A 15,631-nucleotide genomic window follows, 5' to 3' on the forward strand; every position below is an offset into this window, starting at 1 on the left:
ATCAGAACAGACCCACAATTCGTCCGTCTTCGCGTACGTCAATATTTTCCGCTGCCGGTTTCTTGGGCAGACCCGGCATGGTCATGATGTTGCCGGTAAGACACACCACAAAACCCGCACCAGCGGAGACGCGCACATCTCGCACGGTAATGCGGAAATGTTCGGGCGCGCCAAGTTTGGTCTGGTCGTCACTAAAGGAATACTGCGTCTTTGCCATGCAGACGGGAAGTTCCCCAAAGCCCAGCTCCTCAAGCTGCTTTATCTGTTTTGCCGCCGCGGGCGTAAAGTCGGCGCCATCGGCATGATAGATTCTCGTGGCAATAGCCTCAACTTTCTGCGCAAGGCTCTCATGCAAGTCATAGGCGTACCGAAGCTCAACGGGCTTCTCGCACAGGCGAAGCACTTCTTCTGCCAGCGCCAGGCCCCCTTTGCCACCTTTTCCCCAAACCTCGGAAAGCGCCACGCTCACACCGTGCTCTTTGCACGATTTTTCAATAAGTGCCAGTTCAGCTGAGGTATCTGTAGGAAACGCGTTGATAGCCACCACGACAGGCAGTCCATAGACCTCCTGAAGGTTATCAACGTGACGGAGCAGGTTCGGAAGACCAGCTTCAAGCGCGGCGAGGTTCTCGGCTTCCAAATCTGCCCGAGCGACGCCGCCGTTGTATTTGAGGGCGCGCACCGTAGCCACCAACACCACCGCATTCGGGGCGAGATTCGCCTCACGGCACTTGATATCAAGAAACTTCTCGGCGCCCAAATCGGCCCCAAAGCCCGCCTCGGTAACCACATAATCCGCCAGGCGCAATGCTGTTTGAGTCGCCTCCACAGAGTTGCATCCGTGAGCAATGTTGGCGAAGGGTCCTCCGTGCACGAGCGCCGGCGTATGTTCAAGCGTCTGCACCAAATTAGGCAGCAGCGCGTCTTTCAAAAGCGCGGTCATGGCGCCTTCAGCATGGATATCGTGAGCTGTCACCGGGCGCCTGTCAAAGGTATAGGCAACAATCATCTTACTCAGGCGTTCTTTCAAGTCAGAAATACCTGATGCAAGACAGAACACCGCCATAACCTCAGAGGCAACCGTGATATCAAAGCCATCCTCGCGGGGCATACCATCCGCAACGCCACCCAAACCGTCTACCACATGGCGAAGCTGACGGTCGTTCATGTCAACGCAGCGCTTCCATACCACGCGCCGTGGATCAATCCCAAGCTCATTGCCTTGCTTGATATGGTTATCAAGCATCGCGGCGCAAAGGTTATTCGCAGCACTTATCGCATGAAAATCACCCGTGAAGTGTAGATTGATATCCTCCATAGGAACAACCTGCGCATACCCGCCTCCCGCAGCTCCCCCCTTGACGCCAAAGACAGGCCCAAGCGAGGGTTCACGAAGCGCCAGCATTGCCTTGTGTCCCGCTTGATTGAGTGCATCCGCCAGACCAACCGACGTGGTAGTCTTGCCTTCCCCCGCCGGCGTCGGGTTGATAGCGGTCACCAGGATAAGCTTGCCGCGCTCAGGAGTATCGGCAAGGAGGCGAGAATTGACCTTTGCCTTGTAGCGACCATACGGCTCAAGAAGATCCTCACGGATGCCAGCTCTTCTCGCCACGTCAACAATGGGAAGCATAGGTGTCTCTTGAGCGATCTCGATATCAGACTTGTACTGCGGCATAATGCACCTCATCTACGAAAAGTCGGCGATCTGCTGCTTGAGTTGTACAACAAGAGTTTCAAGCTCAGCGGCGCGCAAACGCTTCTTCTCGATGACGTCAGGCGCGGCCTTGGCAACAAAGCCCTCGTTGTCGAGGGTGCGTTTGACGCCGAGAAGCTCTTTTTCAGCAGAAGCAAGATCTTTCTCAAGACGTTTTGCTTCAGCCTGCAAATCAACAAGATCGCCCAGAATTACATACAACTCAAGGCCACCCTCAGCAACGGAAACGGAACCTTCGGGCTTTTGTATGTCCTCACCGATGTGTAACTCAGAAATGCGGCCGACGCTCTGGATAAAGCCTGTCTGCTTTGTAAGCGCAACGGCGTCTTCCGCCGTTGCGCGAACTGCTACGGAAAGCTCTACCTTTGGCGACAGGCGGTAGCGTGCCCGTGTTGAGCGAGCCGCAGAAACAACAGTCTTTGCAAGTGAGAAGTTATGTTCGGCCTCGTCATTAATGAAGATAGCAAGCTCTTGAGGTTCTGGCCATTCGGCAGTCATCAAGAACTCCGCATCATGGCTGAATACGCCTGACGCGGGCAGAGCGTCCCAGACACTTTCCGTTACAAACGGCATAGCGGGATGAAGCAGACGCATAGACACGTCCAACACAAATACAAGGTTTCGCTGAACTTGAAGGCGCTCTTCAGCGTCTCCGTTCAAAAGCCGAGACTTGCAAAGCTCAATGTACCAGTCACAGACATCGTTCCAGAAAAATGCCTGGATGTTGCGGGCATAATCGCCAAAACCGTAAGACTCCAGTTGCTCTGTGGTCTCCGCCGTCACGCGAGCAAGACGCGAGAACATCCACGCATCTTCCGGCGTTTTGGCCTTTGGTTCACCTGGCGTATAACCGTCAAGGTTCATCTGCACAAACCGGCTTGCATTCCAGATCTTGGTCACAAAGGAGCGAGCCTGATCGGTTCGGGGAGACTCAAGAAGCTCCTTGGTTTTCTTATCCAAAACCACATCAAACTTGACGTCTTGATTGTTGGTAATAAGCGTCAACAGGTTATAACGCATGGCATCGGCGCCGTACTTGGCAATGAGATCCATGGGATTTACGCCATTGCCCTTTGACTTTGACATACGACTGCCGTCTTTTGCCAAGATGGTAGCGTAGATAAACACGTCATGAAATGGAATCTCCTTGGTAAAGTAAAGCGAGCTCATAATCATGCGCGCCACCCAAAGAGCAATGATATCGCGAGCCGTTACCAGCACCTTTGTGGGATGATGACCCTCAAGCTGCTCGGGATGTTCAGGCCAGCCCTGCGTGGCAAAAGTCCAGAGCTGCGAGGAGAACCAGGTATCCAAGACGTCCTCATCTTGATGTACGTGATGGCCGCCGCACTTGGGACAGACATCAGTATCCTCCATAAGGGCGTCTTGCCAGCCACAATCGTCGCAGTAAAAGACCGGAATACGATGACCCCACCAAAGCTGCCGGGAAATGTTCCAATCACGAAGGTTATCCATCCACGTGAGATAGGTCTGCGTCCAGCGCTCGGGATGGAAGGTGACGTCTCCTTTGCGAACCGCCTGTGCAGCAGGTTCTTTAAGCTTATCAACGGCAACAAACCACTGCTCGGAGAGCCATGGCTCAAGCGTTGTTCCGCAGCGATAGCAGTGCATGACGGAGTGCTCAAGGTCTTCGATGTGGTCGAGAAGACCATGCTCTTCAAACCATGCCACAATGGCATCACGCGCCTGATCACGATCCATGCCGGAAAACTTGCCGTAGCCGTCGACAACCACGGCATGTTCATCGAAGATGTTGATCTTCTCAAGGCCATGCGCCTCCCCCATGGCAAAGTCGTTGGGGTCATGCGCCGGAGTAACCTTGACAAAACCGGTGCCAAAAGCAGCATCGACATGCCAATCCGAGAAAATAGGGATCTCGCGGCCCACAATGGGCAGCACGACCGTCGCGCCTACCAGAGCAGCTTTCTCGGGATCCTGGGGAGAGACCGCGACGCCCGTATCGCCAAGCATTGTCTCGGGACGAGTGGTTGCCACCGTAATGTATTCAATGCCGCCAACCGGCTCCTTCAGCGGATAGCGCAAATACCACAGATGGCCCTTCTCGTCAGCATATTCCGCTTCGTCATCGGAGATGGACGTTTCACAATGAGGACACCAGTTGACAATACGCTTGCCGCGGTAGATAAGGTCATGGTGATACCAGTCCACAAAGACCTTACGCACGGCGCGGGTATACTCCGGCGACATCGTGAACTTCTCATCATCAAAGTCAATGGAGCAGCCCATGCGCTTAATCTGCTCGACGATGGTACCACCGTACTCACGCGTCCAGTCCCAGCAGGCTTCAATGAACTTCTCGCGGCCGATTTCCAGGCGAGAAATACCTTCGGACTTCAGTTTTTTGTCAACCTTGGTCTGGGTGGCAATGCCCGCGTGGTCGGTTCCCAGGATCCAACGCGTGGAATAGCCACGCATGCGGCTGTAGCGGATATATGTATCTTGAATGGTGTCATCCATGGCATGACCCATGTGGAGAATGCCGGTAACGTTAGGTGGCGGAATCACAACGGTGCGATCTTCTGTGCCTTTGCTGCGGCCATAGCAGCCGGCTTGTATCCATTTTTTAATGAGCTCAGGCTCGGTAGCCTGAGGGTCATACGTCTTGGGCATTTCTTCCACGGTATATACGCCTTTCACATGCTTCGAATAACGTTGGTACTGGCTAGCAGAACAGTATAGTGTATGTAGATAAGTGTACTTCGAAAAGGTCTAAGAACAAGATAATCCTCACGTTTTCAGTGGCATTACAAATCTGTTACAAGATTCTGCAACTAATCAAAAAATGATAGCTTCGTATTGTCGTAACAAGACTCAAATCTCTCCATAAAAGGAGATTCGAAATGAATACACCAATGACTGAGAGAGCTTGGAGAAGAAATTATATGAACGACGACGCAAAAGAGGTTCAGTATAAACTTAGACGAAGCCTTTTTTGGATAGTGTCAAGTAATGTTCACAAAAGCCTTCGGACTCACGTCAGAATGACTAAGCGGCTTCCTTTGGTAACAGGGCTGACATTGACAATAGAAAAAGCCGAGTGATCTTCGCTGTGAAGATCACTCGGTCATGTAAAAAGGCTGGCTTTCACTTTGGAAAACCAGCCTGGCAATTAGATTTCAGTGTAGAAATCTCGATTTACACCTCTGATTAAAATTATGACAAATCAAAATTTCTATTTGCATTTGTAATAATCGCTTTAAGGTATTTACATATTTGCTTTGTTTACAATATATTTTGATAATTCATCAACACATTCTTCCTCATTCTCTATGATATATTTAACAACAATATCTACTAAATCTTCGCGATCCTTTCTCATCGATTTAACTTCATTTATCAAAAAACCATATAGTGTTTTTCCATCGTTATCATTAACTTCAACCTCTTTAGTATATTGTTTCAATATTTCGTACAAAGGTCTTTTTTGGAATAAATATGTATCCAATATATTAAATAGTTTTTTATCTTTATTGTCTATTAGTTTAAAATGCAGATACTTTTCTAAACTTGCTATTGGCAAAAAATCCATTTTTATGCCAGAATATTGTTTATGCGTTGAAATAAACTCTGGTACTCTCTCTTTAATATCCCTATCAAGGACAATAGCTAACTTTGTACCCTTTTGCAAAAGATTAGATGTAGTAACATCATATGCCATTGTAATTGTATTAGTCCATCCACCTGTTGGAAGTACTTTAATTCGTATATTATTAGCTAATTGTTTTTCCAATAACAACCTTTCTATAATTAGTTTTGCTAAATCATCCTCTACAAGAATTACCATATCATTCCCATAGCCATCATCACCATATAGATTTCGCGTCGCATAAGCAGGGTAACAAGGATTAGTAACCATAATAGAATCATCCAAAAATGAAGATATATAATATATATTTTGAGCTTTAATTTCTCTCAATAAATCAATTGAATGCGTAGAGAAAAATATAGCTAATCCTAATTTTTCCGCTATTTCTTTTAAGAAAATAACCAACCGCCTTAACGCGGATGAATGTAGTGCCAACTCTATCTCATCTAAAAAAACGATACAAGGTCTTCCATCGTTATGGTGTGTTCTTTTTTTAAAAATATATTCAAGTGATTGTAAAATGCTTAATAAAAGATTCTCTCCAGTAGACATTCTTGGTTGACTAATAAATTGATTTTTTCCTTTTTTTAGACAAAATGTTTTTCTTGTCAATCCCATTTTTTTTGCTGACTCTTTCTTTACTAAGAACAATTCTTTATAAAAATCCTCATCGTTCTTTAGAATTTGTCCCAAATTTTTATATATAAACTCTCGTGCGGGCAAAAGGTCATTTTCTTTCAATTTATCCAATTTATTTATTACCGAAATATTTGTATCCTTAAATCGATTGCCAAATACTATACTTCCCTCATAAAATCCGTTAATCCTCATACTACCCTTAGAAGAACTTGACCACGTTTTTCCATCACATACCCAGCTTCTTGTCGCTCCATTTAATTCAAAATTAATAGCAGCATCCTCTGGTCTCCCAAAAAACTCAATCATTGGCATCTGATAGAATACAGATGAAGCACATGAAATAAGAGTACTTTTACCCGAACCATTTTCTCCGGTAATTGCATATATACCAGATTGTAATGGGAATCCAAAGTCTAATTGTTTTATCCCTTTAACATTTTGTATTTTCATCTCAAGAACTTGTTCATTCATGTCTATTTTTCCTCATTTCTTTGTGTATTCTTTTTGTCTTTATTAATTTAAAATGAATTAACTATAATTTATATCCTGAGTTATTTGAGTTGGGGGTGCTGACATTTTTTAGATAGCCACACCCAACTCCTTTCTATACCGAAGAGGACTGAGCCCTCCGAGTGTTGATTTGATTCGATCTGTGCAGTACCAGCGAATATAACTGTCGATCTCATATTTTTACTCAGCAATCGAACTGCCTTACCAACTGCGGTTATAGAACATCTCGTTTTTAGATGTCCGAAGAAGCCTTCACAGGCAGCATTGTCTGGTGAACAGCCTTTTCTCGACATAGATCTTGTAAGTCCTGCGTCATCACCTATTTTGATCCATTCCGGCCATCGGTAATGACATCCCCGATCTGAATGAATAAAGGGTTTTTCTTCTGGATCCAGTGTGCTGATAGCATCTTTCAGCATTGCGTTTACCAGATTGGCATCAGGCGAGACTCCCCTCCTCCAACTGACGGGCATTCCATCAAAACAGTCAATGACAGGGGACAGATATACCTTCCCGGACGGAATGGAAAACTCTGTGATATCTGTGAGCCACTTTTCATTCGGTTTATCCGCATGAAAATCACGATTAACGAGATTCTCCGGAGCTATGCTAAGTTCGCCCTGATAAGAGTTGTATTTACGTCTCCTGCGTATCTTGACAACAAGGGATTCCTCCTTCATGATTCTGCGGACGATCTTTTCAGAAACGATTGTTCCCTTTCGCCTCAGAAGCTGATGGATTTTTCTGTATCCATAAACACACCTATTGTCCTGAAAATCCTTGATGATTCGGCTCCGCAGTTCGCGGTATTTATCATCTGTTCGTAATGCAGCCTTCTGATAATAATAGCTGCTTCTGGGGATTTCCAACTTAAAGCAGAGTTTTGGCAGTGAGTATTTATTCTTCAGGGCACCGATGATCACTGCCTTCTCTCTGTTCCTGAGAACTGTCTGATCGACGCCGGGGTCTTTTTTTAAGACATGAATTGTTTCCTTCAGGATATCGATCTCCATCTGCATATCAAGCATCTTTTTCTTTCAGATTCTCAATATTGTCCGCCGCCTGAAGATCGGAGGGAGTCGTTTTCTTTGCTTTTTTCATGTTGGACAGGTTCCTTTTTCTCTGTAAGACCGCAGCCATTTATATACAATGGACGCAGTGTATCCGATATCTTCTGCTATTAATCTTACAGGCTCGCCATCAATCAGACAACGACGAATTACCTGCTCCTTCAATTCGGCTGTTGCTTGCTTATGGTGTCGAACATGCGGCTTAGATAAATACTTCGGATACTTTTCAATCCAGTGATAAAGCATTGGATTTGAAGGATGTCCCAGGGTTTGGATGACCGTATTTGCCGAGCCCGTTGCGCTATATAATGTCAGTGCGACGATAATCTGCTCCTTGGTGTACCTCATCTGTTCTCACAAGGGTATTATGGTGTCCAAGTTTTTGTCCGCACGCCCAGCCTTCAAGTACCTTCTTGCTAAAAAGATAAGTTCCTTCGAGGGTGGTGGTGGCAGCGACTATATATCCGCTCTTACCAACGATATATATTCGATTGAAACCTCCTATCTTGAAAAAATGTTTCTTCTTGCTGGAAAGTGCATAGCCTTTGTAATCGCACTCACCATGCTTTTTATACAAAGCATTCCTCTTGTGATCGTCGCCATAATATCCTCTATTTTTCCTTTAGCGGTAAGTATCACTCGTCTTGGAGATCGCCTTGCCTCAGATCAAAAAGGTGCTTCCGATGGTGCAAGCACTTTTGTTGCTCAGATAAGCGATCTTATCAAAGGTTTCCCTCTCATTAAAAGTTTTGATGCAGGGTCTTCTGCACTGCGGCTTTTTAATCTTGATAACGCAAATTTGGAGAAAGCAAAGCAGTGTTATCGCAAAACAGACCGTCTTATTATGATAGTAGGAACAGCAGCCTTTGATGTTTCTCAAGGAGCCGTATTAGGATTCGGCGCATATCTTTGCGCTACCAACCAAGGGGTCACTCCCGGCGGTATTCTTATGGCAGCACTTCTCATGGGCTATATTGGATTACCCTTTGAAGAAGTCCCTCCTGTTCTCGCAGCTCGCAAAGCATCGTACAAACTTATCGACAAGCTTGCCGGTCTTCTCCAGAAGAAACCGAAGAGGAAGGTACTGCCAGTCTCTCATCAGTCACTGATGCCATTACCGTTAACAATGTAAGTTTTGGCTACGACAAAAACACGCCAGTTCTTAAAAACATCAGTATCACCTTTGGTGCTAAAAAGAGCTACGCTGTTGTTGGAGCCTCCGGATCCGGCAAATCAACTCTGCTTAACTTGCTCATGGGAGGCTATCCTACCTATACGGGCACTATTTCCTACGACTCTCTTGAGCTCAAGACAATCACCAGAAAATCCCTCTATCAAAACGTATCACTGATACAACAGGAATGTTTCCTTTTTGACGCTTCAGTTAAAGATAATGTCACTATGTTTGGAGACTATCCCGATAACCTCATTATGGACGCCTGTAGGCGCGCGGGTCTCGCAGAATTTATCGAAAAGAACGGTCTTGATTACCGCTGCGGTGAAGGCGGATCCAGTCTTTCCGGTGGAGAGCGTCAGAGGGTCTGCATAGCCAGAAGCCTGCTCAAAGGTTCAAAAGTGCTCCTTCTTGATGAGGCTACTTCTGCCCTTGATCATGCGACTGCCGATCAAATTATTAACTCAATTGCAAACCTCACAGATACCACTCGCATCGTAGTCACTCACAGCTTGGAAGAAATGCAGCTCAAAAAATTTGACGAGATTCTGGTGATGAAGGACGGCCGCCTCGTTGAGAAGGGCACCTTTGACGAGCTCATGGCCCACGACGATTACTTTAAGGCTCTCTACACCCTTGAGCAGTAGGATAAAACTGTACGCTTAAAAGGTATACTAAGCCGCAGTTATTTCTACCCAAGGAGACCTATGGCAGAGCAGATCCCAAACGCAACGGCACGGCTTGAGCTGATACTCGGACACGAACGCCTTGCTCGCCTTCAAAACGCCCGCGTCATGGTGCTTGGCCTTGGAGGCGTCGGGTCAAATTGCGTAGAAGCACTTGCGCGCGGAGGGATTGGCCACTTTGTACTGGTAGACGCTGATACCGTGGAAGCAAGTAATCTCAACCGGCAGGCCATTGCCTTTGTGCATACCTTGGGACAAAGAAAGACGGATGCCACCCGTAACCTCATTTTAGACATCAATCCCGCCGCTGAAGTGAAGACCCTTGATGCGTTCCTTCTCAAAGACAACACGTCTACGCTGCTTGATACACTTCCCCGTCCCGACGTACTCGTGGATGCCATCGATACCGTATCTGCAAAGCTTGTGGCAGCCCGCTGGGCGCAAGATGCCGGTATCTATTTTATTTCCAGCATGGGAGGCGCCAACAAGATACATCCCGAATTGCTTAAGGTCTCCATGCTCTCCCAAACTCATGATGATGCCTTGGCGCGCATTATGCGCAAAGAATCTCGCAAGCGCGGTCTGAGCGATTTTCGCGTGGTATATTCGCCCGAACCGGCACGAGAGGTTCTCGCACCTAAAGACGCTGAAGGCAAGGCCGCGCAACTTGGTACCATGTCCTATATTCCACCCATCATGGGCCAGCTGATTGCAAGCAATGTCATCTTGCATCTAACGGGCCTGAACCAAAGCGAGGAGAATCGTGTATAACGAACCCCCAACCTCTCAAAGCAGCACCTTGCCTGCTCAAGACATTGCCGCACTTGATTACTTCGACGCTCACGTGCACTTGGATCTTATGCCTACCGCAGGTGAGGTGGCGAGAAGTGCCTCGTCTCATAACTTCGGCTTCTTTTCCTGTGGGGTCTCTCCTACCGATTTTTCCAACAGTACCAAAACACTCACCGGTAGAGCCAACCAACCAACCGCACCGGGAATCCGTATTGGCATAGGAGCACATCCGTGGTGGATTGCGGATGGTCGGGTGAGTAAAGCTGATATAGAAATGATGCTCGACACCATATCTGACGTGCGCTTTATTGGTGAGATTGGCTTGGATTTCTCTTCTCGCTTCAATGACGTTGAAGTGCGGAAGCGCCAGCTTCAGGCATTCAAAGGCATCTGCCTCGCGGCGGCGCACGCATCTTCCGACGATGCGCCGAAAGTGCTCTCCATCCATACGGTCAAAAGCGCTGATACCGTGCTCGATGTGCTGGAAGAAACCAAAGCGCTTACAAGGTGTCGTGCCGTTTTCCACTGGTTCAGCGGCTCCTCAGACCAGCTGCAACGCGCCATCAAAGCCGGCTGCTGGTTTTCCGTTGGCGAGCAGAGCCTCAAGACTGGTAAAGGTCGCGAGTACGCAAAGGTCTACCCTGCGCATCGTCTGCTTACGGAAACAGATTTGCCCTCATCCAAGCAGCCGGCATGCAGCCTTGAAGATCTTCTCGCCAGCCTGAAACGAACCTGTAAAGGATTGAGCAAAGCGCGCGGATATGACGTGCGTCCGGAGGCGGTTGCAAACGCCGCAGCCCTTTTTGACGCGTAAGTGCTAAAGTTTACGCATGAGAAAACTGCGCAAAACAACTCCCCCGCGGAGCTTTATCACCAATCGAAGCCCGCTTCCCGGCGCCATGCTCGCCAGTTCATCCGACGAGCTGGGACTTGCCCTTGATGACGTGGTGCTTGTCTTTGCCTGCAGCGACAACTTTGTGCCATACCTCTCCGTTGCCGTACAGTCCATTATTGAGACCGCCAGCGCCGAGCGTAACTATGACGTCATCGTTCTCACGCGCGACCTCTCTCCCACCAGCATGATTACTCTGACACGACAGTGCCAGGTAACGCCCAATGTGGGCATCGGGTTTTTAGACGTTGACGCGGCTCTGGGCGATATTGAACTTCCCCATCACGGGCACTTTCGTCCCGAGACCTATTTCCGCCTCTTGGCTCCGTCTCTTCTGCCTAACGTTGCTAAGGCTATCTACCTCGATTCCGACCTTGTCGTCAACCACGATATCGCAGAGCTTTATGACATCGACGTTACGGGATACCTCGTAGCGGCAACGCGCGACGCCGACACTATCGGTCAGATTGACGGCTACGATTCAACCGTGGGGCCGTATCTCAAACATGAGCTTGGCATGAACGACCCGCACGACTACTTCCAGGCCGGGGTCATTCTGATGAACCTTGCCGAAATTCGCGTCTCCATTGCACCCGAAGAGTTTCTCAAGGTTGCCACCATGCGCAACTGGCGCTGGCTTGATCAGGATGTGTTAAATCGGTTGATTAATGGACACTACCTGCGCATTCCCATGAAGTGGAACTATCTTGCAGACTGGCAGTTCTTGCGCCGCACGCACATTGTGGCACAGGCTCCAAAAGACGTTCGCGATGAATACGACGAAGCTCGCAAAGATCTCTGCATCGTACATTACGCCGGACCCGACAACCGCCCCTGGCTGTATCCCAACTCCGACCTAGCAGGACTCTTTTGGTTCTACGCACGTCGTTCTCCTTATCTTGAAGAACTTCGTTCGCAGCTGGAAGAGTCGAGAAGAACCGCCAAGGGCCTTGCACACCGTGTTCAGTCGGGCGTTATCTTCCGCGGCATCCTGCCGTTGTTTGACCGCGTCTGTCCGCCGGGTTCGACGGCGCGCGTGCGCGTCATCGACACCTACGGCAAGCTCGGCGGCAGCAATCTGTAAAGCGCGCCGGGTGGCGCCGGCTTTGCCGCAGGTCAAGTGGTGCGGCTTGCGGCTAGCGCAGCAGGTCTGGCGGCGTGACTCGTGGCGTGACTGGCGCAGCAGGTCTGGCGGCGTGACTAATGCGTTTACCTGCAGCGATTCTGCACATGCGCCGGAGAAGTACCGGTGTTTCTCGTACTTCCTAAGTTCTTCTCGCCGCGAAAAGAACTTAGGGGCGATATCTCTATGTGATTTCCAAAAAAGTGCATGAGTTGTGATATGAAAACTCCTAAAAAAGGCATCAGTTGTGATAAATCCCCTAAAAATGCCATGAGTTGTGAAGTATTTTTATCACAACTGTGGCACTTTTTTGGAAACACTTCGAAGCCGCACCTTAGGGCCGCGTGAAACTGCACTTCAAAGCCGCATGGTACGAAGCCACAAAGCCACAAATGCAAGCGAAAGAGCCCGCTGTGGATGCCACGCCGCTAGAGCTGATTTCTCGCAAAATGATTTCTCGCAAAAAGCTCCCAAAATGCAACAGCACTTGACGCAGCGACATTGAGCGAATCAACTTCGTGCGCCATAGGAATAATGGCAGCCCGGTCGCAGGCCTCAATGGTATGCTGGTCAAGCCCGTAGCCTTCCGAGCCAAAGAACAACGCATGCTTTTCTGACGCAGAGCACTTGATGTCCGTCAAAGGCGCCGCCGTATCGCTCAGTGCCAGCGCTGTGGCGACAAACCCCTCCGCATGAAGCGCTTGCATAAGGCCATCGACCCAAAGCTCCTCTGGAACCTGCGCCCACGGAACCTGAAATACCGTACCCATTGACACGCGAATCGCTCGCCTGGAAAGATGGTCAGCGCAACGCGGCGCCAGCAAAACTGCATCTACATTAAGCGCTGCGGCATTTCTAAAGATTGCCCCAACGTTGCTTACATCCACAAGATTCTCAAGCACTGCAATCGAGCGCGCGCCCGTTATCGCCTCATCCACGGCAAGGCCGGCGGGACGGCGCATAGCAGCCAACAATCCGCGTATGACGTCATAGCCCGTCAGCTTTTCAAGCTCATCTGAAGGGAGTACAAAAAGCAGCACAGGAGCGCTCGCGTTGGTCACTTCTAAGAGAGCACCGCTCTGCCCGCCGACTGAAGCGTCGCCGCTCGGCTCGCAAGCTGCAATGCCCACACAAGCCTCGCAAACTGCAACAGCACCGCCATCCTCGCCCGCGCAAACCCATCCGATAGACTCCAAAAGTCTTCGGGCAGTCTCAAGATGTGCAGTATCTGTAAGTAAATTGTATGGAGTCATGCCTTGTTTGAGCGCAACCTCAACCACAAGCGGCGTCTCGCAAATGACGACCGCTCGAGCCGGATCAAGACGACTGCGCAGTTGATTGGCGGTAAGATGGGAATAGACCGTCAGCCGAGAATCGTCAAATGATTTCAGCTGCTTTATGACAAAAGACCCCATGCTCCATCTCCAAAGAATTTTTTCGCACTTTCCCGCATATATGCCGTAAAATAAAACATTGGTGCGACCTTCAACGCAAACGTACCATAACCATCAAGAATGACGCTAGACAGGAGCGCGCGTGGCTAAGCATTTCGCCGACAGTAATGAGGTTCTCGAAGCCCAACCAAAGCACCTTTCCCCTGATGATACTACCGAATCCGACGACATCGAAACGGCTTCTTCCAATCAAGAGATTGACGAGAAGAACGAAGGTGTTGGCGAGAAGGACGCTGAGCAGGCATCTCAGCCCTACAGCACCGAAACTGCAATCCAAAGCATCGAGCGCTATAAGATAGACACGTCCGTCCTTCCACGCATCGATGGCAAAGGCTTCCCTGCCGGCAACGACGGCGCGCCTGTCGGTGATGCCTTCATCGACGCTACGACCGCAATTGATACCGCAGCCGCAGCGGAAACCGCCACACCCGCCGCGTCCGGCGCCGACACCCCCGCAACCGCAGAAACGCCCGCCGGCGCTGAAGCAACGACTCTCATCACACCTCCTGAAGCGCTCAAGCCAGCAGGCCCCGCAAAGAAGCGCAAGCTGTGGCTCATCCCCGTGGTACTTCTCGCCGTGCTTGCTACCGTTTACCTTGGCGGCGTGATTGTCTTCCACTTCATCTTCATGCCGAATACCACGGTGTATGGAATCGACTATTCACTGAAGCCCGTCTCAAGTCTCGCCGCCTCTATTGAATCGGACACAGCCTCGTACAGCGGCCACATCACCGGAGCGGGAATTGACGTCAAGCTGAGCGCTGCTGACATCAACCTGACCTACGATGGAACGGGATATGCAAACGACGCCCTCTCGCAAGAAAACGTATGGGCATGGCCGGCCGAGATTTTCAAATCGCGCGAGCTCAAGCCAACAGGTACCGCCTCATATGACCATGACAAGCTCAAAGAAATCCTGTCAGGCGTCATTAAGGAGAATGAAGAAGCGGCAAGCGGCCAGGACCACAGTGGCATTACCTTCAACTCTTCCACAGGCAAATTCACGATGTCCGACCAAGCAATTGCCATGCGTATTCTGCCCGATAAGGCGGATCAGGAAATCGGTGACGCGCTGAACAGCCTTACCAAAGACATTACGCTTGACAACAAAGTCATTCAAAGTTCCGAAAACATTGAGGCCGCCATCTCCGCAGCTAACGCATATGTTGCTGCCGCACCAAAACTCAAACTCGGCGACAACGACGCAGGAGCGATTACGGCAGACCAAGTTGCCGGCTGGATCAGTTTTGACGAAAACCTTAACGTAAATCTCAATGAACAGGCCATCCGTGATTACGTCCACGGAGATCTTTCGAAGCAGCTCGACTCCAAGGGAACCGCGCGTACCTACACGCGGCCCGACGGCAAAGAGATAACCACTGTCGCAGGCGGACACTACGGCTGGGTCATTGATGGTGATAAGACCGCCGATGCTCTCATCAACGCCATTAAAAGCGGCGCCGTACAGCCAACCGTTGATGTCCCCTGTCTGCAGTCTGCGGTCACCTACGACCCAGGCAAACAGGATTGGGGCAAGCGCTATATTGACGTTGATATTTCCGAGCAGCATGCGCGCTTGTACGATGAAAGCGGCTCTATCATCTGGGAAGCCGATGTAGTCACTGGTATTCCTGATGGACGTCACAATACACCTGAAGGTGTTTGGGATATTACAAGCCATATTCGTGGCGCACGACTTCTTGGACCTAATGATGAATCCGGGCGCCCGGGTTGGGATACCAAGGTTGACTTCTGGCTCGGTGTCAAAGGCCAGGACACTGGCTTTCACAATGCTCCCTGGCGTGGCGCTTTCGGCGGACAGATTTACAAGACAGGCGGAAGCCACGGTTGCATCAATCTAAGCTACGACAACGCGCAAAAACTTTTTGAGCTTGCAAAAGACGGCGACCCTGTCGTCATCCACGAATAGCCGCCACTGCGTTTACTCG

At 49.5% G+C, this 15,631-nt stretch carries 12 protein-coding genes; 6 read left to right on the forward strand and 6 right to left on the reverse strand.

Annotated elements, in window-relative coordinates:
* Position 1 precedes the first annotated feature (1 nt).
* The 5 genes from QM016_RS01595 to QM016_RS01615 all read right to left on the reverse strand — a co-directional run bounded on the left by QM016_RS01595 (position 2) and on the right by QM016_RS01615 (position 7,909).
* Complete coding sequence (locus QM016_RS01595) at positions 2-1,675, reverse strand: formate--tetrahydrofolate ligase (protein WP_282709935.1); 1,674 nt, start codon at positions 1,673-1,675, stop codon at positions 2-4.
* A gap of 12 nt (positions 1,676-1,687) precedes the next feature.
* Positions 1,688-4,375, reverse strand: a complete 2,688-nt coding sequence (locus tag QM016_RS01600; RefSeq protein ID WP_282709936.1) for a valine--tRNA ligase — start codon at positions 4,373-4,375, stop codon at positions 1,688-1,690.
* A 586-nt stretch (positions 4,376-4,961) separates the two neighbouring features.
* Complete coding sequence (locus QM016_RS01605; RefSeq protein WP_282709937.1) at positions 4,962-6,452, reverse strand: AAA family ATPase; 1,491 nt, start codon at positions 6,450-6,452, stop codon at positions 4,962-4,964.
* Between the two features lie 80 nt (positions 6,453-6,532).
* The gene (locus QM016_RS01610) at positions 6,533-7,519 is read right to left on the reverse strand and encodes an IS3 family transposase (protein ID WP_282709938.1); all 987 of its coding nucleotides are present in this window, start codon (positions 7,517-7,519) and stop codon (positions 6,533-6,535) included.
* A 69-nt stretch (positions 7,520-7,588) separates the two neighbouring features.
* Entirely contained in the window at positions 7,589-7,909 is a 321-nt protein-coding gene (locus QM016_RS01615) for a helix-turn-helix domain-containing protein (protein WP_282709939.1), read from the reverse strand.
* 22 nt (positions 7,910-7,931) lie between these two features.
* Here QM016_RS01615 and QM016_RS01620 point away from each other — a divergent pair, with 22 nt between their 5' ends.
* From QM016_RS01620 to QM016_RS01640, 5 genes are read left to right on the forward strand one after another with little or no spacing between them, the layout of a single operon-like run.
* Complete coding sequence (locus tag QM016_RS01620; RefSeq protein ID WP_282709940.1) at positions 7,932-8,693, forward strand: ABC transporter transmembrane domain-containing protein; 762 nt, start codon at positions 7,932-7,934, stop codon at positions 8,691-8,693.
* 44 nt (positions 8,694-8,737) lie between these two features.
* On the forward strand, positions 8,738-9,382 hold the full coding sequence (locus QM016_RS01625) for an ABC transporter ATP-binding protein (protein ID WP_282711440.1): 645 nt from the start codon (positions 8,738-8,740) through the stop codon (positions 9,380-9,382).
* A gap of 60 nt (positions 9,383-9,442) precedes the next feature.
* Positions 9,443-10,192, forward strand: coding sequence for a tRNA threonylcarbamoyladenosine dehydratase (locus tag QM016_RS01630; protein WP_282709941.1), 750 nt, complete (start codon positions 9,443-9,445; stop codon positions 10,190-10,192).
* Positions 10,185-11,027: a TatD family hydrolase gene (locus QM016_RS01635; protein WP_282709942.1), complete on the forward strand. Its 843-nt coding sequence runs from the start codon at positions 10,185-10,187 to the stop codon at positions 11,025-11,027. Before QM016_RS01630 ends, QM016_RS01635 begins: the two co-directional genes overlap by 8 nt.
* A 16-nt stretch (positions 11,028-11,043) precedes the next feature.
* A complete protein-coding gene (locus QM016_RS01640; RefSeq protein WP_282709943.1) occupies positions 11,044-12,189 on the forward strand; it encodes a glycosyltransferase family 8 protein in 1,146 nt (381 codons plus the stop codon).
* Between the two features lie 467 nt (positions 12,190-12,656).
* On the opposite strand, the gene QM016_RS01645 is transcribed toward QM016_RS01640, so the two are convergent.
* A complete protein-coding gene (locus QM016_RS01645) occupies positions 12,657-13,643 on the reverse strand; it encodes an RNA methyltransferase (RefSeq protein WP_282709944.1) in 987 nt (328 codons plus the stop codon).
* Positions 13,644-13,764: 121 nt separating this feature from the next.
* On the opposite strand from QM016_RS01645, the gene QM016_RS01650 reads away from it, so the two are divergent.
* On the forward strand, positions 13,765-15,612 hold the full coding sequence (locus QM016_RS01650; RefSeq protein WP_282709945.1) for a L,D-transpeptidase family protein: 1,848 nt from the start codon (positions 13,765-13,767) through the stop codon (positions 15,610-15,612).
* Positions 15,613-15,631 lie beyond the last annotated feature (19 nt).

The sequence above is a fragment of the Lancefieldella sp. Marseille-Q7238 genome, from assembly GCF_949152215.1.
Lineage (GTDB): Bacteria > Actinomycetota > Coriobacteriia > Coriobacteriales > Atopobiaceae > Lancefieldella.

What these genes read in the sequence shown, in the direction of transcription:
- QM016_RS01595 (WP_282709935.1), bottom strand. Translation starts at nt 1,675, where the DNA reads ATGCCGCAGTACAAGTCTGATATCGAGATCGCTCAAGAGACACCTATG.
- QM016_RS01605 (WP_282709937.1), bottom strand. Translation starts at nt 6,452, where the DNA reads ATGAATGAACAAGTTCTTGAGATGAAAATACAAAATGTTAAAGGGATA.
- QM016_RS01645 (WP_282709944.1), bottom strand. Translation starts at nt 13,643, where the DNA reads ATGGGGTCTTTTGTCATAAAGCAGCTGAAATCATTTGACGATTCTCGG.
- QM016_RS01640 (WP_282709943.1), top strand. Translation starts at nt 11,044, where the DNA reads ATGAGAAAACTGCGCAAAACAACTCCCCCGCGGAGCTTTATCACCAAT.
- QM016_RS01615 (WP_282709939.1), bottom strand. Translation starts at nt 7,909, where the DNA reads ATGAGGTACACCAAGGAGCAGATTATCGTCGCACTGACATTATATAGC.
- QM016_RS01610 (WP_282709938.1), bottom strand. Translation starts at nt 7,519, where the DNA reads ATGCTTGATATGCAGATGGAGATCGATATCCTGAAGGAAACAATTCAT.
- QM016_RS01630 (WP_282709941.1), top strand. Translation starts at nt 9,443, where the DNA reads ATGGCAGAGCAGATCCCAAACGCAACGGCACGGCTTGAGCTGATACTC.